The 22,906-nt window shown below is 56.3% G+C and carries 4 protein-coding genes; all 4 read right to left on the reverse strand.

Features of this window, described 5'->3' with window-relative positions; all coding sequences use genetic code 11:
- Positions 1-925: 925 nt before the first annotated feature.
- On the reverse strand, positions 926-2,161 hold the full coding sequence (locus QTI51_RS37485) for a glycosyltransferase (RefSeq protein WP_286517721.1): 1,236 nt from the start codon (positions 2,159-2,161) through the stop codon (positions 926-928).
- Positions 2,158-15,834, reverse strand: a complete 13,677-nt coding sequence (locus tag QTI51_RS37490) for a calcium-binding protein (protein WP_286517720.1) — start codon at positions 15,832-15,834, stop codon at positions 2,158-2,160. Before QTI51_RS37490 ends, QTI51_RS37485 begins: the two co-directional genes overlap by 4 nt.
- A complete protein-coding gene (locus QTI51_RS37495) occupies positions 15,834-16,370 on the reverse strand; it encodes a hypothetical protein (protein ID WP_286517719.1) in 537 nt (178 codons plus the stop codon). Before QTI51_RS37495 ends, QTI51_RS37490 begins: the two co-directional genes overlap by 1 nt.
- Before the next feature lie 407 nt (positions 16,371-16,777).
- Entirely contained in the window at positions 16,778-22,891 is a 6,114-nt protein-coding gene (locus QTI51_RS37500) for a calcium-binding protein (RefSeq protein WP_286517718.1), read from the reverse strand.
- Positions 22,892-22,906 lie beyond the last annotated feature (15 nt).

Genomic DNA, 22,906 nt, shown 5'->3' on the forward strand with positions numbered 1-22,906 from the left:
AGACAGACGCAGAACCCGCCTGGATCCTTTTGACAAAAACTTAAGCACAGCCGCAGACGTCGCATCCATGCTCTTTGGATTCGTTATCGGCGTGCAAACGCGCCGCGGGCTGTCCGCGCTCGTCGAGTACTGACACGTCTTCCGCCGACGCAGGCCACGAAAAATTGGCTCATTGGGCGAAAGGTCCAATCAGTGCACACAAAAGCTAGATCGGCGCGCCTATCATCGCCCGCCGACTTGGCCCGCCAACACTGCCAGGCTGCCACGGAAATCGGTGCCGATTGCGACATAACCATAAAGAGGCTTGGGCAGGACCGCCATGTATCCTGCCGGTTTAGCCCTACCCGCCCGAACCGTGAACTCGCCCAATGGTGACGGCCAGCGCCTAGGGTTTGCGCGGCAGAAGTTTCGCGGCGCCTTCGACACAATTTGCGTAGAAGGCAACTACCCCGAAGCTACGAAAAACTGGAGTCCGAGGGGGTGCTACAAAGTTCGCGGTAGACCGTGGCTTGAGGGATGCGATCGAGTTGAAGCCACCGTTAGCAAGAACGGTAAGCGTCGCACCAATGCGGGCCATCCAGCAGCCTTAGCCGGCGTGTCGTGCTCATTGCCCTGGGGCTTGAGGTAACAGCAGCAGATTGGTCACGGGCGTTGTACCAGCGACGATGGTGACGTCCACGACCTGGCCGTGCGCAAGACCAAAAAGTCTTGAGTCGTCGCAAGGTTATACGGGGCCTGTGGCCAACAATGCTGCCGCAGTATCTGAATCTGCGGGCCTTCAATCAGGCACTATCTGGCTGTCTAGCCGCAGGATGGTTCACCAACGTATTGGCCGACAGCCGAAGTCTAGCCCGCCGGCCGGGGTGGCATCGCTTCGTCAAGATGGGATGGCTGTTTGCTTACCGCGGTGTCCTTGGATCCTGACTTACGCATGCTCCTCTACCATTGCTCGAAGCGTGGGCAAACAGACTGCCTGAAGATCGTAGCGGCTTTGTGCTTGGTCGCGTCCTGCGGACCCTAGCGACTTAAAACTTCGCGGATCGCTCATCACTTCGACTACCTGCTTAGCGACAGCCTCGGCATCAAAAAAATCGACAAGCAAGCCCGTTCGGCCATGCTCGATGACTTCCCTTACAGGGCCAGTATCGCTGCCGACCACCGCGCATCCCGCGCTCAAGGCTTCCACGCAACTCCATCCGAGCACGAACGGATAAGTTAGATAGACATGACAAGTCGATACCTGAAGCACCTTGAGATACTCGGCATAGGGCAGTCCGCCCACGAAATGGACACGGCCCATCGGCAGTTGATCCCCCACCTCTTTGAGCATGACTTCACGCCATGTGCTGCCGGTCGCCGACCGACGCCCGTAGCTCACATCGTCGCGACCGACGATGACGCAATGCGCATGGGGACGAGCTTTCATGATCATAGGCAGGGAGCGCATGAACGTGTGAAAGCCACGGTAAGGCTCAAGGTTCCGATTGACGAACGTCACCACCTCGTCTGCGGGGCTCAGCGTGATGCCGCTCCCCGGGAGGGTCAACGAAGCTTCGGGATCCGGCTTCACCCGCTCCGTATCGATGCCGTCGAAGATGACAGCTGCCTTGTGTCGGTACTCTGACGGCAGTTGGCTATGCTGCCACGCAGTCGGCGCGTACGCCGCATCGCAAGCGTGCAGCGCATGCAACAGCGCAGTGTTCTTCATACGCAATGAGGATCTTGCCGCAGCACTGTCCGTAGAGAACTCCGGGTCGAAGTTGTAGTCGGCGCCCTCGGCATTGTAAAAAAATTCGGCAAAGACTATCAGTCGCGCCGCGGGCCAAACGTCCTTGCAAAAAAGTGGCTCACCCCAACCGGGATGGGCCACGATCACATCCGGGCGAAAGCCTGCTGCATCCAGCTTTTGCATCGCAGCGGCACAGGCGGCGGCCCTTATCAGCTTGACCTCCACATCGCGCATCAGGGGCGCGGAGCTTCGCACCTTCGGGATGGCAGGCTTGTAGCGAAAGTAGCGCACGCCGGGCACCTCGCGTCCCTCAATGCCAAGAGCGACTACCTCGTGACCGTCGCGCGCCAGTGCCCCGGCCAGATGCACAAACTGGCCGGGAAAATTCTGGTGGACAAACAGGAAGCGTTTTCTTGCGCCGGCTCCCTTCATTGCCAATTGGCCGCGATGGTCGGCGCGAGTGCTGTTGAGTAAGCGGCGGGCAAGGTGGTCTGTTCCGCCGCCGGTGGTGAAAACGCTGCCATCGCCTGCACCAGGTTCTGAACCTGCGTGTCACTCAAGGTCTTGTTGTTGCCGGACTTAAAAGTCTCGACGTGATAGTCATTGCCAAGATACCAGTTGTTGATCAAGAACTGGTCGCTCGTGCCGATGATGCTTACCTCCAGGTTGTTGCCGACCTTTCGGAACCACAACTGGTCGTTGGCGACATCGGCTGCAAATCTGGCTGTATCGTTGTTTGACGCCGTGCTGTCGTTCTCGGTGATCTGATCGACACCGTAGCCTCGCCCCAGCAGGTAGACGTCGTTTCCGAGTCCGCCCACCAACGAGTCGTTGCCCGCCCCGCCGTCCAATGTGTTGGCCATCGCATTGCCGGTGAGCGCATTGGCGGTCGTGTTGCCTGTTCCGTTGATCGCACTCGTGCCCGTGAGCGTCAGGCTTTCGACATTCGCAGCCAAGGTATGGTTGACCGACGACTGGACCATGTCCGTTCCCTCACTGGCCAGTTCAGTGACCACGTCTGCCGCACTGTCGACGACATAGATGTCGTTGCCGGCCCCACCCACCATTGTGTCTGCACCCGCGCCGCCATCGAGCGTGTTGGCGCCACTGTTGCCGGTGAGCGTGTTGGCCGTGGCATTGCCAGTCGCGTTGATCGCCGCGGTTCCCGTTAGCATCAATGCCTCGATGTTGGCGCTGATCGCATAGGTCACACTCGACTGCACCAGATCGGTTCCGGCACCGCCGTTTTCCGTCACCACATCGCCGATGTTGTCCACAACGTATGTGTCATTGCCCGCGCCACCGACCATGGTGTCCGCGCCCACACCGCCGTTAAGAGTGTTGTCTGCGCTGTTACCAGTCAACACATTGGCCAGTCCATTGCCAGTGCCAGTCATTGCAGCCGAGCCCGTCAGCAACAGGTTCTCGACGTTGGCGCCCAATGTGTAGCTCAATGCAGTCTGCACGGTATCCGTACCGCCATTAGCGGCTTCAGTGACTACGTCTGTGGCTACATCCACCACGTAAGTGTCGTCGCCGAGCCCACCAGCCATAGTGTCTGTGCCGGCGCCCCCATTGAGCAGGTTATTGCCGGCGTTGCCAACAATGCTGTTGGCCAACGCGTTGCCCGTGCCGTTCACATCGCCAGAGCCCGTCAGTGTGAGGTTCTCGACGAAGTTACCGAGTACGTAGGTGACTGAAGACTGGACCGTGTCAGTTCCTTCGGCGTCCAGTTCGGTGACCACATCACCTGCCGCGTCCACGACGTAGGTGTCATTACCAGCACCGCCGATCATCGTATCGTTACCAACATCACCGTTGAGAGTGTTGTTGCCGGCGTTTCCGGTCAGCGTGTTGGCCAAGCCGTTGCCCGTCGCGCCAATCCCCCCGGTCCCCGTCAAAGTCAATTTTTCCACTTCGGCGCTGAGCGTGTAGGTCACGCTGGACTGAACGGTGTCCGTGCCGCCACTAGCCAGTTCGACAACCACATCGCCGACATTGTCGACGACGTACACGTCGTTGCCAGCGCCTCCAGACATCGTGTCAGCACCTGCGCCCCCGTCGATCGTGTTAGCTCCGCCGTTCCCGGTGAGGAAGTTTGCCAGCGTATTTCCCGTCGCATTGATCGCAGCGGTGCCAGTCAGTATCAGATTCTCGACGTTGGCGCTCGCGGCGAAAGTAACGCTGGACTGCACCGTGTCCGTTCCCCCGCCGGCCCCCTCGGTGACGACGTCCGCCGAGTTGTCTACAACGTAGGTGTCGTCGCCGAGCCCTCCGGCCATCGTATCCGCGCCTGCGCCGCCATTCAGGACGTTGTCGCCAACACCGCCGACCAAATTATTCGCCAACGTATTCCCGGTACCGACAAGATTAGCCAACCCTGTGAGAGTCAGATTTTCGACGTTAGCGCTTAGTGTGTAGTCGACCGAAGACTGGACCGTGTCGGTACCAGAAGCTGACGCCTCCGTTACCGTATCACCTAGGTCATCGACCACATAGGTATCGTTGCCGGCACCGCCGCTCATCGAGTCTGCGCCAGCGTCGCCCGACAGCACGTTGTTGCCCGCGTTTCCAACCAAGACATTGTCAAGTTCGTTGCCGGTGCCATTAAGGTTGCCTGTGCCCGTCAGCGTTAAGTTCTCGATATTCGCGGCTAAGCTGTATGTGATTGCAGCCTGGACAAGATCTATCCCTTCGGACTCGTTCTCGCTGACGACGTCTCCGGAGCTTTCGACCACATAAACATCATTGCCCGCACCACCGGCCATCGTGTCGGCACCTGCTGCTCCATTGAGTGAATTTGCAGCCGAATTGCCGTTTAGCACGTTCGCCAGCGCATTTCCGGTTGCATTCACAGAGTTACTGCCCGTGAGAATCAGATTCTCAACATTGGATGTCAGCGTGTAGGACACGCTAGAGAGCACGGAGTCGACGCCGGCGCTCGCAGCTTCGAAGACCGTATCTCCAGTTGCATCCACAACATAAGTGTCGTCGCCGACACCTCCAGCCATGTAGTCGTTGCCGATACCGCCGTTCAGGACGTTGCTCCCGCTGTTTCCGTAGAGGAAATTGTTCGCAGATGTCCCGGTCGCGTCGTTGTCTGCTGAGCCGGTCAACGTCAAACTCTCAACATTGGCAGTAAGCGCATAGCTGACTGCTGCCCTGACGGCGTCGTTACCTTCCCCAGCCGCCTCAATAACAACATCGCCTACCTGATCAACAACGTAAGTGTCATCTCCTGCGCCCCCAAGCATGGTGTCTGCGCCGGCGCCGCCATCGATCGTGCTGGATCCGAAGCTGCCTCTGATTAGGTTGTCGGCGGCGTTTCCTGTGCCCTGCGACACATACCCGACCAGCTCCAAATTCTCCAGATTGTCGCCAAGTACCCACGCAACAGATGTGCGAACTGTATCGATGCCCGAGTTGATCTCTTCGATGATCGTGTCGCTCGCGTTGTCCACGATATAGGTATCGTTTCCTAGACCACCGACGAGGGTGTCGGCTCCTTGGTAACCGTCTAGAACATTGTTGCCACTGTTCCCGGTAATCCGATTGGCGCCGCCGCTCCCCCTGCCATCGATGTCCGCCGTTCCGGACAGCGTCAAGTCTTGGTCGAATATGTAGTCGCCCTGGTTCCACGACACGCTCGAAATCACCAGATCGACTGATCCGTCATAGTCGTCCACGACGTCACCCACGTTGTCGACGATATAAGTGTCGTGGCCACCCCCTCCGGACAGCGTGTCAGCACCCGCTCCTCCATTAAGAACGTTGTCTCCATCGGTTCCGTAGATGTGATTGTCGGAAGCGTTGCCGGTCCCATCGAGATTCCCTTCTCCCTGGAGATAAAGGGTCTCGACATTCGCACCCAAGACGTAGGAAGCAGTGGCGTACACGGTGTCGAGACCTTCGCCCGAGAGTTCGATGATCTGGTCAAACGAGTCACCCACCATGTAGACGTCGTCGCCTTCCCCGCCGGCGAGCGTGTCGATGCCCGCGTCGCCGGTCAGATAGTCAACGCCTTCGCCGCCATGGAGTTGGTCGTCGCCATCGCCCCCGTAAAGGTAATCTTGACCGGCCCCGCCAAGCAGGGTGTCTTCGCCCGCACCGCCGAAGAGTTCGTCAGTCGCCGCCCCCCCGTCGACATAGTCGTTGCCTTCGCCTGCATCAACATAGTCACCATTGACGCCCCTGATGAGATGGTCGTCGCCCGAGCTCGGGAAAAGCGCCAGAATATCGGCCGGAGTCCAAACGATCTCCGGCGCATCGGTGAACCGAAACTTTCCGATCCCAGCAAAGCCCGACCCTGACGAAAAAAAGCTGTCAATGCTCAAAGAGTTCGTGATCGATCGATCCGACGCATTAACGATGTGAAGGATTAGACTGGTGCCAGGATGGCGCTCGCCGTCGACATACTCATAGGTGTCATACGCGACAAGGTTTTCGGGCAGTACTCCGGCGCCGAACTCGATGATGTCACCATCCCCCGTTGCTTGTGCGTAGACATGCTGGCCGTCGCCGTACTTCGCAATCCGATAGGTATCCCGACCCGCACCACCATTGAGGTTGTTGCCTCCCGCGCCCCCATCAAGCGTGTCGTTACCGCCATTCCCAGCCAGGTTATCGTCACCACCCAATCCGAGAATCGTTTCGTCCTCCGCGCTGCCGAACAGATAGTCATCGTTCTCGGTACCGACTACTGTATGGGTCGAAGAATTGGGGAGGTTGTCCTTGGTATATACCGTGCCAGAAGCGAAAACAATCCGCTGCACACTCGACCCCGTGAAGAAGTTGAGGACGCGAATTCCGTCCTGCGAATCATAAAATCCGATACGCAGATCATCGCCTTCTCTGTAGAAGGTTGTCGTGGTTTCGATAACGCTCGGGCCGAGGACCAAATCATCGACATCGGTGGCAAGTGCGCCCTGGTTGTCGATCACGTCAAATCCGTCCCCCGCGTTGTACACGTAGACGTCGTTACCCTGATTTCCAGCGAGCAGATCGTCTCCTGTGCCGCCGCTTAGCGAATCGTTCCCGGCGCCGCCCACGAGTGTGTCGTCGCCGGTGCCACCCGCCAAGCTGTCTTCTCCGGCCGCGCCATCAACGAAGTCATTGCCCCCAAGTGTGTCGACTACGTCATTCGCACTGGTAAGTACCAGCGCATCGTCGCCTTCCGTTCCGCGTGAAAGCGGAAGATTGGCACGCGTGTAAATGACACCGCCTTGAAACAACAGCCGCTCGTTGCCCGCGTTGGAGAAGAATCCAGCAACTGTGACGGTTCCCAATCCACCTGCCATATGCACGATCAAATCATCGTCTTGCGATGTAAACGTCGTCTCGCTCGCGAGGATGCCAATCCCGAATTCGATGTCGTCAGTTTCGCCCAAAACCGATCCGCGGTTATCTACGAAATCGTCGCCATCGCCAAGTTCATAGCGAACAGTGTCGTTCCCTGCGCCGCCGAGTATTGTGTCATTGCCCGCGCCGCCAACAAGAACGTTGTTACCCGTATTTCCACGAAGGACGTTGTTGCCGGCGTTGCCGGCACCATCAACATCGGATGAGCCGAGCAAGGTCAGGCTCTCAACGTTCGCAGCCAGTTGGTAGGAGGCAAGTGCTTGCACGGTATCGAAACCGCCATCCGCGCCTTCGACGACGATGTCGGCCGCACTGTCGACAACGTAAATATCATCGCCGGCTCCGCCGGTCATCGTATCGACGCCGAACCCGCCATCCAGCACGTTGTTTCCAACATTGCCGTTGAGCCAGTTCGCTAAGCTGTTGCCTGTCCCGTCGATGTTTGATAAGCCCGTCAACGTCAGGTGCTCAACGTTGGCGGCGAGCGTGTAGGTCACCAAGGATTGCACGAGATCGATGCCACCGCCACCCAGCTCTGCGACCACATCTGCCTGGTCATCCACCACATAAGTGTCGTCGCCACCACCGCCGACCATGGTGTCTGCCCCCATCCTACCGTCTAGCAAATTTGCCCCGGCGTTTCCCGTGAGCATATTGGCTAGATCGTTTCCGGTGCCATTGATGGATGCTGCACCAGTCAGCGTAAGATTTTCCAGAGCTACTCCCAGCCCGTAACTCACACTGCTCTGTACAGAGTCCGTCCCCTGACCCACAGATTCATCGACAACATCTCCGAAGCTGTCCACCACGTAGGTATCATCGCCGCCGCCGCCGGCCATGATGTCGTCGCCGGCGCCACCGTTCAGCAGATTGCTGCCGGCATTTCCAGTCAACGCGTTGGCGAGCGCGTTGCCAGTGGCGTCAATATCAGCACTGCCTGTCAACGTCAGATTGTTGAAAAGATTGTTGGCGGCCAGAACGTAGGAGATCGAACTGCGCACCGCGTGCGGCTGGCTCGCGGTGTTCACTTCGATCGAGTCGCCGACGTTATCGACCACGAAGGTCAAGTTCGCGTAGCTTCCTCCGACCAAACGATCCGCGCCAGCTCCGCCGTCAAGCGTCGAGCCAGAGGCACCTGCCGTGACAACGTTGTCGAGCGCGTTTCCGGTCGCAGTTCCAGCACCGGTGAGCGTCAAATTCTCCAAGTTGGCACCAAGAGTGTAAGAGCCGTCCGCAATCACTGTGTCGGTCCCTTGGCCGACCGCCTCCAGCACCGTATCGCCCGTACCGACGATATAGGTATCGTCGCCGCCACCGCCAGCCAGAACGTTAGCCGCGATATTCTGAAGGCCATCAAGACGGTTACTCCCCGCATTGCCAGTAGCACTGGCAGCACTCGATCCGAGAAGCGTCGCATTCTCAACGTTGTCGAAGATGCTCAAACTTATCGTCTCGAAAGAACGAACGGTGTCCGTACCTCCCCCGGCCAGTTCCACAATGGTGTCTCCCAGGCCCAACAAATAGGTGTCATCGCCGGTGCCACCGCTCAGGACGTTCGACGCGCTGTTTTGGGATCCGTCCAGCGTGTTATCCATTGCGTTGCCCTGCCCGGAAACTTCATCCGAGCCGATGAGCACCAGTTGCTCAAGTGCCGCGCCCAAGGTGTAACTGATTGAGCTGTAAACGATGTCGTAGCCGCTGGACTCGACGATGACATCGCCAACGCTGTCTACATAGTAGCTGTCGTTCCCATCACCGCCTTCGAGTGTGTCGAAACCAGCCTTGCCATCCAACACATTGTTTCCTGCATTGCCGGAAATAACGTTGTTTAGTGCATTTCCTGTTCCCACTAATGCATAGCGCAGCGTATTGGCGCCCGCCGAATAGTCGTTAAAACTCTCGAGCTTGAGGTTCTCTACGTTGTCGGTCAGTGTGTAGTCGTAAATGCTGTAGACAAGATCGATCCCTTCGCCAGCGAGCTCAACCACCGTCTTATTGTTCAGGCTCGGCGACTCGATGTAGGCCCGGTCAACGGACATCGCAGCACCGTTCGACCTAACCCGCACTTGATTTCGAAGGCCGCCGTCGACATAGTAGGTGTCGTCACCTGTGCCACCGTAGAAAGTGGCAGCGCCGGTGCCCCCGTATATGCGGTCCTTGCCAGCGTAGCCATAGAGCACGTTGCTGTTCTGGTTCCCGAACAACAGATTGTCCTTATTGTTTCCATAGGCTGTCGTGGCAGAACTTCCGCCGAGAAGGCGCAGCTCATCCATCTGGGACCCCAGTGTCCAATTCACCGCACTTTGGACAATCGAGTAGGTCGTCAACACACTGTTCAGAATAAGTACATCGCCTACATTGTCGACTCGAAAAGTCGCTCCTTGCCCACCAATCATCGTGTCAGCGCCGAGCCCGCCGTCCAACGTGTCAAACCTATCCGCACGACCGATGATTACGTTGTCCAAGTCGTTTCCGGTGGCCGTTTGCGAAAAGGAGCTAGAGCCGATCAGCGTAAGGTTCTCGAGGTTGGCGCCGAGGGTGTAATCCTCAGTCTGGTAGACCGTGTCTATTCCTTCGCCCGCGAGTTCTGTAATGAACCTCGCACCGTAGTAGGAGTCGTCCCCGGCGCCACCGATCAGGGTATCGACCCCGCCGCCGCCTGTAAGTACATTGCCTGCTGCATTTCCGATCAGCACATTGTTGAGCGCGTTGCCAGTGACATCGATGCGCAGCCCTCCTGTCAATGTGACGTTCTCAACGTTCGCACTCGCGGTCCATGTGACCGACGAGGAAACGCTATCGATGCCCTGGCCTACGCCTTCGATGATTGCGTCATCGACGTTGTCAACAACATAGTTGTCGTTGCCGGCGCCACCTGTCATCGTGTTCGCCGTGCCGAACGCAGTTTTTGCTGCAATGTCTGCAGCGTCCCATACGGTACCGTCAAAAAATTCGATTCGCTCAATCTTGCTGTCACCCGACCCGCTGAAATACGAGACCACCCAAGCTTGGTCAAGCGTCGCGTTGTTCAGAATGACAAGGTCGTTCCCGTGCCGCTGCAGTGAAATGTGTGTGGGTTGGACATTGCTGGAAAAGCGCACGGTGTCCATAGCCGGTATGCCTGAATGTCCTGATTCGTAGATGCGATCAAAGCCAGAGCCGTTACCTAAGTGATAGGTGTCTGAGCCCAGATCACCATACAACAGGTCGTCTCCTACGCCCCCTTCAAGCAAGTCATCGCCATCACCGCCGCGCAAGGTATCCGCGCCGTTTCCGCCAAACAAAATGTCGTCGCCACCGAAGCCGCTGAGCGAATCATCGCCTTCCTGGCCTGCAATGACATCATTGCGGCCTTGGAAGCCGAGCAGCACATCGTTCTTTTGTCCGCCGCTCAGCGCCGCGGTACGAATCATTTCCGAGGTCCAAATAACACTTGGATGACCTGCAAAGCGTACGCTGCCGATTCCGCCTGCGCTGACCGCTGTGGCGAACCCATTGGTCACTACTACTGTGTTAATGACGCTACCGCTCACGCTGTCGACTACTTCAAGGACGATGTCATGGTCAACGGCGGTAGTTCCGTGCATCGTTGGCTGATGCCGCACGCGAACATCATCGGGAGACACATCTGTGTCGAACAGGATGATGTCCGCGTCACAGGACATCTGCTCAGATATGACGGCGTAGCCCCCAGTTCGAGACACCTTGTATGTGTCTGTTCCAGCCCCGCCACTGAGCGTGTCAGAACCAGATCCGGCTATAAGTAGGTCGTCGCCGTCGCCACCCAAGATGATGTCGTTGCCGCTGCCGCCCTCCAACGTGTCGTCGCCGCCGTAGCCGAAGATGGTGTCATCGCCGGCAAGCCCATTGATACTTTCTCCAAAGGCCGCCCCTCGTATCCAGTCGTCGCCCGCTGTAGGGGTGTTACCCAAAGCATAGAAATCAGAGTAGCTGTAGTCCGCTCCTGGATCCGCTTCGAACGTAAACCGAAATAGCTGTTGCGAGGGCAAGGAGAAATCCATAAACCCTGACAACACGAGCGTGATCGAAGAATTCCGAACCTTGATTTGAAGGTCAGAGCCAACCGCGTGGACGGTCAAATCACTGAGGCGGAGTCCGTCAGCAAATCGAATCGTCTTCGTTTCTCCGGCGATGGTTGTGGCGTTGAGGTACGTGGTGCCGCTGGTAGCGGCACTGAATGAAGGCCGCACAACGTAGGTATCATTGCCTCGGCCCAAGTCGATGGTGGGTGCAATAGCGTCGACAATATCATTGCCGCTTCCAGCATTCACCTCTTGCGCTGACCCTGTGATGACGTCGTTTCCGTCACCCCCAAATATGCGATAGGCGCGTGTGTCATGCAACACGTCGTCCCCTGCTTCGCCATAGAGCACGTCATTGTCGCCGTCGCCGCCATTCAGGTGGTCGTCGCCCGCACCACCGTACAAAGTGTCAGTGCCCGAACTTCCCAAGATGGAATCGTTCCCGCTGCCACCGTACACAAGATCATCTCCTGCTAGTGCATCGATCGCCTGTCCCGAGGAATCCAGATAGATCGTGTCGTTACCGATCGTCGCCTGCTCCTGTGCCTGCGAGAGAGGCAAATTGGCAAGCGCTATGGATGTCCCGTCTGCAAACTCAACGTGATGCAAAGCATTGGTTGTGAAAGCGCCGAGCACAGTGATCGCGGTATCCGAACTGGTAAGGATTCGAGCAACCAGATTGTCACCAGAACGCACGAAGACCACGTCCGCTAGGGACACGTCGGATTTAAACTTCAGAACATCTTGATCGCCGACCTGCCTGGCGGACTGGACGACAATGTCTTGTCCATCACCAACTCCAAACAGGAAAACGTCGCTGCCGAGTCCACCGTCAACGGTGTCGTTCCCGGCAGCCCCATCGATGATGTCGTCTCCCGACAATGCATCGATTGAGTCGGCAGCAATACGGCCAACGATGCGGTCCGCATAGAAAGTCCCGGAGCCGTCAAAATTGCCGGCGTCTTCAGGCAGATTCACCACAACTCCCTCGGCTTGAAGCTGCTCCCAGGTAACCGAGGACCCATCAGCCAACGCAACTACGTCAAAGGGGCGCTTGCTACCGGAATCCTGATCGCCGGTGAAGTAGATCACGTCACCTTCGCTACCGTACGACAGGCCAAACTTGGGACCGTTGGTCGTGCCCTGCTTAAACAAGCGTAAGCTGGATCTTGCAACGCCTTGCGTGAATCGGAGACTCACCAATTCGCGACCGACTGTATCCTGTTGCAACGAGGCATTCATGCTGTCGCGGCCATCACCGCTGTGCAGGTCAATCGTCACACCACCAACAGTGTTAACCTCGCTCAAGTCGAAAGTGTCGAACCCTGCGCCGCCATATAACGCGACGCCGCTGCCGGCCGCCGTTAATGTGTCATCTCCGGCTGCGCCATACAAGGTCTGACTGGCTTGTGCAGTAAGGTTGACACTCGACGAAGAGTTTTCCTGGAGCCATTGTGCGATCGACCGAGAGTATCCGTTAATCTCGATGTTGCCGATGCCACCGACGTACCCGCCTTTGAGTAAGACGTAGCGGTGATCCTCTGGGGCGCCTATTGCAACAACTAGGTCCCCGCCAGTCCCGCCTACTGCTGTAACCTCGCTGTCGAACGCTACGACGTTGATGCCGAGAAAATCGTCTACAACTTCGACGGTCGCGGCATCCGCGTCAACGTCGGCACTGCTGATCACGTATCGGTCATCGCCCGACCCGCCCTCTAAAGTGTCAGACCCTTTGCCACCGACCAGGGTGTCATTGCCGCCACCGCCGCGCAATTGGTCGTTTCCCTCGCCTCCGTCGAGATAGTCGTTTCCGTGAAAAGAGCTGGCGATGAACTGTGTTTCACTGTCGTCACCGTACAGCGCATCGGTTCCTTTTCCGCCTAGGAGCGAGTCATCTCCGCCACCCCCGACAAGTTGATCATTGCCCTCCCCGCCATCGAGCAAATCGGCGCCATGAAACTCGCCTGCAAGGTGTTGTTGGCTGTCATCTCCGCTGAGGTTGTCGTTGCCCATCCCACCGTACAAGGTGTCATCTTTGCCGCCGCCGACCAGGAAGTCGTCGTCCGCACCGCCATCCAAATAGTCATTTCCGTGAAACGCACCTCCCAACTTAGACTCGTCCTCAGAATCTCCTACGAGCGTGTCGTTGCCGGCTCCGCCGTAAAGAGTGTCGTCCTTGCCTCCGCCGATGGCTTGGTCGTTTCCACCCTCCCCATTCAAATAGTCCGCGCCATGATAAATGCCAGGCAATTTTTCAGCATCGGAGTCGTCACCCCAAAGCATGTCGTCATCGGCGCCACCAAAGAGAACGTCATCCCTTCCTCCGCCTAAAAGTGTGTCGTTGCCAGTGCCACCGTCTAGGAAATCGCTTCCATGTAAAGCTGCGTCCAGGGATTCATAGCGGTCCAGCTTCTTAATTCCGTCGCCGTTCAAATAGTCGTGACCGGCACCGCCTAAAAGGACATCGTCGCCACCGTGGCCTGTTAATACGTCGTTGTCAGCTCCGCCATCAAGATAGTCCGCGCCAAAACCGCCAACAATACGATCATTGCCGGCCTCTCCGTAGGCGACATCTCCGTCCGTGTCCATCGGGAGAAATCCACCACCGCTTACTGCATAGTCTCCATTGGCTTCAGTGTAGATACCCCAATTGCTGCCTTGAATTACAACCGGCTCGCCGGTCGGAGGGTGCCAGCTGTCGTCGGGGCCGTAACGCAGCGGTATATTGATACCAGTCGCGCCAAAGATATAGTCGTTACCAGCGCCGCCGTGCAGGGTGTCCGACCCAGCCCCTCCACCGAGAAGGTCGTCCCCAGCCCCGCCTTCAATGCTGTCGTTACCTGCTCGGCCGTCCAATGCGTCATTCCCGCCAAGGCCTTTGACTACATCATTCCCAGCGCTGCCGAAAATGACATCATTGAAGTCTGGCTCAGACTTCCCGCCGACTAGGTCCCCATTGCTTGCCCAAGAGACTTGACTCCAGTCATAGGTGTTGTAGACGGCACCGTTCTGCGGAATCTCAACCCCGCTTATCAATGCTCGCTGATCTCCAAAGAACGTTCTTGACGCTGTCAGTAGCTCAGTTGGCGAAATCTGCCAAGACTGAGATGAAGCGATAGTGCCATCGCTGTCGACATACGAAACATGCAAAGAAACGGTACCGTCGTCCGCCCCGCCAACATGATGCAACATAAAGCTCGCTTGACTCATTCCGCGGGACAAATCAATTTCGGCGCCGTCGGCAGGGAGTGTTAGGTCTCCTGTTGTTATTTGATAATTTCCAGCAGAAGAGCCTTCCAAGGAAAAAACCAATTTTCCGCTAGATAGAACCGGCAAACTCAAGAACGCGGTGAAGAAGTCGCCGCCGCCGTTGCCTATTTTAATTTGGCCTGCACTTGCGGTATATTCCGGGTCAAAATATGGAGACGCGCTAATTTTTTTCTTTATCGTCACAGCGGGACGCTCTAGCTTAATCCCATTAACCTGGCTAGCAAAGGCCTTTTCCAAATCAAAATCAGCAACGGTAACCGAATTTGTGTTATCTCCTTTTTTATTTATTAAAAGATTTGTGTGTTCAGCATCACCAAAGATACGCAGCACAAATTGCTGAGCACCAACCTTCAAAAGCCACTCCAACTTTCCACCAATGGCTTTGGCATTTCCACTCAGAACGGTGCCTCCGAAATTCAGAATACTATCAACGTCCGCATCGTAAACTACATCTTTTCCGTAAGCGCCGTTGAAAATGTATTGGTCTTTACCTGAGCCGCCGCTCAGCGTGTCGTTCCCCAAGCCTCCATTTAAATTATTGCTAAAATCATTTCCAATAATCTTGTCGGCTTTTGCGCCGCCGATGGCATTTTCAATTACAGACCCGCTGGATATTCCAATGTTGTAGGTAGCGCCGATTGAACTCAGACTTCCTGGTACGAGCGAAATATAGACTGAGTCGTTTTTATAAAGACTTGCGTCTAACGTATCAATACCTCCGGTGTCCCAAATGCTTTTCCTTTGAGCGCGAAAAATTTCAAAATCTCTTATCCCATTAAAATCGGTCGGCGCCGTTTCTTCCGAAAAAGAATAATTATTCGATCCAAGGGAAAAGGTCGAATTGGATCCATAAATAGCTTGGAGGGCATCAACATCGTGTATGAGGGGCGTTATCGCAGAGATTTCTTTACTGTAATATGAGGACGTATAGGACATTACAGAGGTAGAGCGCCTCTCTGTGCCCGAACTAATGCCCCCGTCAAATGGATGCTTTAGACCGAGAGAATGAAGGATTTCATGAATCAGCGTCTCAACTCCTTTTTTTCCAATTCGAATATCCGAGTCGGCGGCTGCAGGATCGTTCGTAATGTAGATATCATTGACCGTTGAATTCGGCGGGAACTGTATATTCTGGCCGCCATTAATTGTTTGGCTTACGTTTCCGAAACGGATTGGCGTAGTTGTAGGGTCAGCCCGATCTGCCTCTACAAACTTTAGCGTGGTGATAGACTCAATTTCGTCAAGGATTCTTCTTACCAAAATCCTTTGCTCAGGCGAAAACGGCTTGAATCCAGCTTGAAGGGCAGATAGTTCTGGATGGCCCTCATAGATGGGCGCGGCCATCAGAAACGAATAGGATACTATTTGACCGGGCGTATATAAAACTGTCGCCGGATCAATAAGAATTCGTGTATCGAAAAATGGCTGCTCCATCATTTTCTCCAGGTATATGGTGGCTTGGCGGCTGCCTCGGCCGAAGCCCTTGCAATAGCTGCGCGTGAAATTGGCAATGGGTCGTCAAGAAGATGAAATGACTGTCGATCTAAAGCATCGCTTTCCGGGCCATCGAACACATTAAGCAAAAACACCTTGCGACCTTCATACAACTTAATTTCTGCCGGGGAGATCACGCCTATGTAAAACGGTTTGCGCAATCTTTTCCTAGCCCTCTTATTCGCGGATAACACTTCGAAATTTCTTACAAGCCCATAAGCCTTATTCGTTGGCTCACTGACCATTTGATATTTCGAGCCAAACCCGTTCGTTGGCGATACGAAGAAAAATTTTTCCACTTCTCCAATTATCACGGCATCTTTTGTCAACATTACTTCAGCAAGGGCCGGATCAACTTCAGCCGCGAACCGCATGCTGTTTTGAGGCGTTTCACCGCGGGTCTGGCCCATTGCAGCAGGCAACGCGATTTGGCTGAAAAGAAAAAATGGGAAAATTAAAAACCAGAATTGCTTCATTTGGTGGTTACTCGATTTGTCAATGGTCTTGATTCAACCCAAAAAGATAGGGAAATTTCTTCCAATACAAGACGCTGGATCATTCGGCTTTCCTGTGCGCTACGCTTCAACTTTCTCTTTGGGCCCAAAAATTACGATTCGCCGCTTTTTACGGGGTCCATGAATTGATGATTCCTTGCATGCGCTATTGGCGTCGTGCGCCGAGTCATATATGGTGGTCGCGGAGCTTCCTCATCGATTCAAGAGTATTCTTTTCATTTTTTGCTTGAGTCTTTCAGGTGGGGCAGCTGAGATCAACCGTTTCATTGCCAATCGCTCGAATATCTTTTCTCTCAGGAGCCGTCAGGTCTTCTATAGCGATCGGCCTCTTTTCAAGCAGCGCGCCAGTCACCGCTCAAGCAGGCTTGTCATTGCCAATTCGCAGCAATGACCGTGTTCAAGCTGCTCTGGTAGTTCGCCGGCAAGGTCGTCTGCCCGGCCGCCGGCGGCGAGAAACTTGCCATCGCCTGCACCAGGTTCTGCACGTTGCTGTCGCTAAGGGTGTGCCCGTCGCTCGTCCTGAATCGCTCCACGTGATATTGGTTGCCCAGGTACCAATTGTTCAGAGTGAACTTGTCGCTTGTGCCGATGACACTGACCTCGAGGTTATTTCCCGTCTGCCTGAACCACAACTGATCCGTTGCGATGTCCGAACCGAACTGCGCCGCATCGGCGTTACCGGCCGTGGCGTCGTTCTCAGTGATGGTGTCGCTGCCGGAGCCGCGGCCCAGCCAGTAGGTGTCGTTGCCGGCACCACCGATCAGCGCATCGTTGCCCGCGCCACCATCGAGCACGTTGGCGGCCGAGTTGCCCGTCAACGTGTCGTTGAAGCTGCCGCCTGTAAGGTTCTCGATGTTCTGCAGCGTGTCGCTGCCCGAGCCTCCCGTGGTTTGTGCGCTGGCAGAGGCCAGACTCACGGTCACGGCCGAGCCCGCGTACATGTAGGACGCGGTATCGACACCACCCAGGCCGTTGAGCGTGTTGTTGCCTGCACCCGCGTACAGGATGTTGTCGAGCGTGTTGCCGGTGCCGTTAATGGCGCCCGTGGCATTGAGGCGCAGGTTCTCCACGTTGGCTACCAGCGTGTGCGTCAGCGTCGACACGACCGAGTCGGTGCCCTCGCCAGCCAGTTCCGTCACCACGTCCGATGCGTTGTCCACGTAGTACGTGTCGTCACCAGCGCCACCCGAGAGCGTATCGACTCCCCCGAGACCGTCCAGCGTGTCGTTGCCGCCGCCACCCGTCAGCGTGTTATTTGCGGAGTTCCCCGTCAGAACGTTGTTCAGGGTATTGCCCGTTCCGTTGATGGCAGAAGTGCCGGTCAACGTGAGATTCTCGACGTTGGCAGCCAGCGCATAGCTCACACTGCTCTGCACAAGATCGGTCCCTTCGTTTGCCTGCTCTGCTACCACGTCACCTGCCGCATCAACGACGTAGGTGTCATTGCCCGCGCCGCCGATCATGCTGTCGCTTCCTGCGCCTCCGCTCAAGACATTGTTTCCGGAATTGCCTCTCAAAACGTTCGCCAGCGCATTCCCAGTGCCGTTGAGTGCGGCCGCGCCTGTCAAGGTCAGGTTCTCTACCTCTGATGCCAGCGTCCAGTTGAGCGACGCCTCGACGAAGTCAGCGCCCCCGCTTGCCGCCTCGATGGTGAGATCCGACGCGTTGTCGACGACATAGGTGTCGTCGCCGCCGCCGCCGGTCATGGAGTCGGCTCCGGCACCGCCGTCCAGACGGTTCACCCCCGTGTTTCCAAGCAGCGCATTCGCTAGACCGTTGCCCGTGGCGTTCGTGTTCGACGTCCCCGTTAACGTCAATTTCTCGAGCTCGGCGCCAAGGCTGTAGCTGATTGACGATTCGACACTGTCTGTTCCACCGCCAGTCACCTCGAGGATGACGTCGCCGACATGGTCAACGACGTACACATCATTGCCAGCGCCGCCAGTCATCAGGTCGGCACCGGCCCCGCCGTCCAGCCGATTGGCTGCAGCATTTCCAGTCAATGAATTCGCGACGGCATTGCCTGTTCCATTGATCGTCCCCGTCCCCGTGAGCACCAGGTTCTCCACGTTGGCGCCCAGCGTGTAAGTCACGCTGCTTTGCACGAGATCGGTGCCCTCGCCCGCAACTTCGGTGATCACATCGCCTGCCGCATTCACGAGATAGGTGTCATCGCCCAAATTTCCCATCATCGAATCGTTGCCCGCCCCGCCGTTCAGCGTGTCGTTGCCATCGCCACCCATCAACTGGTTGTTTGCGCCATTTCCAATGATCAGGTTGTCCAGATCGTTGCCAGTTGCATTGATCGATGCACCACCTGTAAGAGTTAAATTTTCAACGCCAGCGTTATGTTGGGAATTGACCGATATCGAAACAGAACTTTGCACCAAGTCAAAGCCTTCGTCCAAGTATTCAATAACCGTATCGCCCGCGCTGTCTACGATGTAAACGTCGTCGCCAAGCCCGCCGATCAGAGAGTCGTCTCCAGCATCTCCGGAGAGCAGATCGCTTCCATCCCCTCCACGAAGAACGTCGTAGCCAGACCCTCCGTACAACGAATCATCCCCGCCGTTGCCAACAAGCTCGTCGTTTCCTTCGAGCCCGTAGATCTTCTCGGCGCGATCGCTTCCTGTCAGAGTTTGCCCATTGGCGTCTCCGCGCAATGTCGTGACATGTTCGCGAAGCTGCTCCCATGCCCAGACCGTGCCGTCCGCGAAACGAACTTCCTCGATCGCGTTGTCTCGATTGATCGTGCCATCAGCCCTGGTGGAGTACATCGAGTAGATCGAAAGCGTCCCCCCGTCGCTGAACGTGAACTTAATGATGTCTGCCTTTAACTCCACGTCAGAAACGTTGATCAGCGAAATGTTCGAGCCAAGTTCCACAATGTCGAAGCCTGATCGATTTGGATCAGAAGAATCGCCGTCGTCCCAAACAGTATCTTTACCATCGCCCAAGTTGTAGCGATAGGTGTCGTTACCGGAATAGCCACTAAGTCCATCATCGCCTGCACCACCGTAAAGGGTGTCGTCGCCCTTACCCCCCTGCAACTCATCGACGCCGGCATTCCCGAACAGCATGTCATCTCCACCGCCGCCGTTCAAGTGGTCATTGCCATCGCCACCGAAAACTGTGTCGTTACCGTCTTTAGAATTGATAGTGTCATTTCCCGCGTGCCCATCAATGACCTCTGCAGTCTCAAACGAGTTGGTCGTATCGTCGCCAGCCGTGGTAATTAGCGCCCTCGCTCGAACTTCATCAATGGTCCATATCGTTCCATCTGCAAAATGCATGGTCTCGATCCACGAACCAGCTTTCAGCGCACCCGTATCGCTGTCGAATCTGCCGAAGAAAATGTGTCCTGAAGCTGCTGCAGCGTTAGATATCTCCACTATCCCGGCAGCGTCAATTGAGACGCTCAGACTGTCAGGGTCAACATTGCCCAAGATCTCAATGCGATCAGTCCCACCAGCGTCCTCGACGATCAAGCTCTCGTCAGGGAATTGGTACCGGTAGGTATCATTGCTTACGAGGCTGGAGTCGCGCGCGCTGTCGACCCCGGCACCACCGACGAAAGTATCGTTGCCCTCCCCACCGAACATCTCGTCGTCGCCGCTACCACCGTCGAGATAGTCGTTGCCGCCGAGGCCGTACAGGAAGTCGTTGCCGCCGCCGCCAATTAATTTGTCCGGGTTTTCGGAACCATACAAATCATCTCGCGCTGCGGTGCCCGTAGCGACCGCCACGACATCGCCGCTCGCCAAAGATGTTCCGTCCGCGAATTCGATATTCTGAACAGCATTGCTTGAATTCGTAGGACTTCCGCCCAGGTAGAACGACTTCACCGTGACGGAGTCAGTGGTGCCTGCGATCTTGAACACCAAGTCATTCCCAACGCGCGTCACATCGATATCGCCCGGCGCAATGGAGGCCCCAAAGCGCAGGACATTGTCGTCCTCCGAACTGCCCCAAGCTGCGGCGCTGATCTCGTCCTGTCCATCCCCTCGCTCGAAAAGATAGAGATTCTTGCCAACGCCGCCGTTCAAAGTGTCCTGTCCCGCACCTCCGATCAAAACGTCATCGCCGCCATCGCCGTACAACTGGTCGTTTCCTTCGCCGCCTATCAGCAGGTCGTCTCCGTGATACTGGATCGCAATTCCGGCAACATCAAACTGATCTCCATAGATCACGTCGTCGCCGACGCCGCCTTCGAGAAGATCGCTCCCGCCACCGCCGAGTAAGAAATCGTTCCCTAGCCCACCGCTGAGCGTATCTGCGCCATGCCGATTGCCGGGAATCCAGTTGGTGACATATCCCCCGTCGTTGTAGGTATCGGTATCGCCAAACATCGTGTCGTTGCCATCCCCGCCCACAAGGTCATCATCGGCGACTCCTCCTGTGAGACGGTCATCACCGCCTCCTCCAAAAAGCACATCGTTACCGCCGTCGGCATAAAAAGTAGATCCAACGAAATTGCCCCGCAGCACGGCATCGGCACTCGGCACGTAGGCGCCGTCACCGGACAAGATGTCATTTCCATCGCCGCCTACCAAAAGATCGTCACCCTCTAGCCCGTTGAGGCCATCCACGCCTGCGCCGCCATACAGCGCGTCGCTGCCCTGCGATCCCAGCAACTGGTCGGACCCGTCTCCGCCATCCAGCAGGTCGCCGTTCAACGCGTCTAAAGGGTCATAGGACGTGTAGAAGCCCAAACCTGCAATCCAGTCAGCGCCGGCCAGAGACCCGTAAAGCCAGTCGTCGCCACTGCCTCCATCGAGAACGTCACTTCCGTAACCGCCTCGGACGTTGTCATTGCCACCGCCCGCCGAGACATAATCCTCGTCGTTCGTACTCCATGAGTGAGAGACTTGGTTGTACCAAGCACCCACATTGACAAAGTCATTTCCACTACCCAGCACGATCTCATTGTTCGCGGAGGCGGCATTGATCCAGTGCGCAGTTGCGCTCAAGTCGGTGTAACTCGTTCCAGCAACAGTTGTAGGAGGGGGGTTGGCTCCCGCGGCACCCGGATTGCTGGTCCATACGTCAATGCCACCGGCTTCTGCGGACGGGGAGGCGGGAAGCCGAACTCCGGCCAGAACCAGGCCAAGATCGCCATTGCTAAAGTTTTGCACGGTGACACTGCCCTGTACCGTCTGGCGGTTTCCTGGTCCCTTCAACGACTTCGTGATCAAAAGATCACCCTTGCCACCGGCGCCAGGTTTCCAGATCAACGTAATTAACCCCGTACTGTCTCGCCAGACGTTGTCGGTCATCTTGCGAATCGTGCCGCTCAACGCTATTCCATCGAACTTCAGGCTGCCGTCGGCGTCTTCGACTACATCGTGGCCAAACTTGCCGTTAAAGATGTAGACGTCGTCGCCCGCGCCTCCGCGGAGTGTGTCCGCGCCAAGGCGCTTAGCACCCGTCGAACTACTCGAGGGAGTAGCCCCGCCGTCTAGGACGTTCTTTAAACCATTGCCAATAATTAGGTCATTGCCCATTCCGCCAGTCGCGTCCTCAATCTCGCTTGCTTCGTAGATTGCAACGTTGTATTTGCCTGCGCCGACACCAATCGAACTGAAGTAGGCCTTTCCGGTGGTGAAGTCTGTCGCACGCAAATCGACTTCGTTGTCGGTGGTTGTATTGCTGGCGTCAATCTTGTCGTTCTCTCCGCCGTTATCTATGAGAAGTCGACCTTCGTTGCTGTTAGAAAAAACGTAGGAATTCCCGCTACTGGCGTTCACGTTCTCCGTGAGCAAACCCATTGTCTGAAGACCCAAGGCATCGAAGAGCATTGGGGTAATGGGCCGGAAGCTGCTTGAGACCGCTCCGTATGACATGACGGAGTATTGCTGCGTTCCGTATTCGCCCGGCAACGAGCCATCGAGCGTCGGGTGCGATAGTCCGAGAACATGGCCAAATTCGTGGAACATCGCCGATAGGGCTTGGTCTGCGATAGCCCCTTGGGTTAGGCCCGTTATCGACGTGTTAAGGAACACGTCTCCAAGGCGCGGATGGTCAGGAAGAGAACCTGGAGCGAAATTTCTGTTGTCTTCGCCTGACAAGCCAACGCGTACATCCGCAAGTGCGGGGTCAGTCACAAGTTCAAAAGTGACGTCGGCGTAAGTGGATTGCCACGCCTTTATTGCTTGATCGAAAACCGCTTGCCTCTGATCGGCCGATATAGCTGCGAAACCGTTCTGTATCAGCTTGGCATCGCGATACTCGGCTTGGATGTACTGAGTCCATTCCTGGCTCGCATTGTTTTGTGTGATCTGAGGAAAGTATTTAGCCCAGTAGGTTTCTAGTGAACCAGTCGCATAGTCCGGCGCGATATCCAAAAATGCCACTTTAATCGTCTGGCCATCCGCCACCTGTCGCCTCGGCTGAAGGCGGGTGACCTGATCAGCAATTTCCGTGCGGGTCAGCTGGCGAGATTGACCCGTCACTTGATCGACGACTGTCAGTAGCTTCTCCATTCGACGCTCCTTTGG

This window comes from Variovorax sp. J22G73 (assembly GCF_030317035.1).
Classification (GTDB): Bacteria; Pseudomonadota; Gammaproteobacteria; order Burkholderiales; family Burkholderiaceae_C; genus Variovorax.

Coding starts and splice junctions, on each gene's coding strand:
- QTI51_RS37500 (WP_286517718.1), bottom strand. CDS start 22,891: ATGGAGAAGCTACTGACAGTCGTCGATCAAGTGACGGGTCAATCTCGC.
- QTI51_RS37485 (WP_286517721.1), bottom strand. CDS start 2,161: ATGAAGGGAGCCGGCGCAAGAAAACGCTTCCTGTTTGTCCACCAGAAT.
- QTI51_RS37490 (WP_286517720.1), bottom strand. CDS start 15,834: ATGGAGCAGCCATTTTTCGATACACGAATTCTTATTGATCCGGCGACA.
- QTI51_RS37495 (WP_286517719.1), bottom strand. CDS start 16,370: ATGAAGCAATTCTGGTTTTTAATTTTCCCATTTTTTCTTTTCAGCCAA.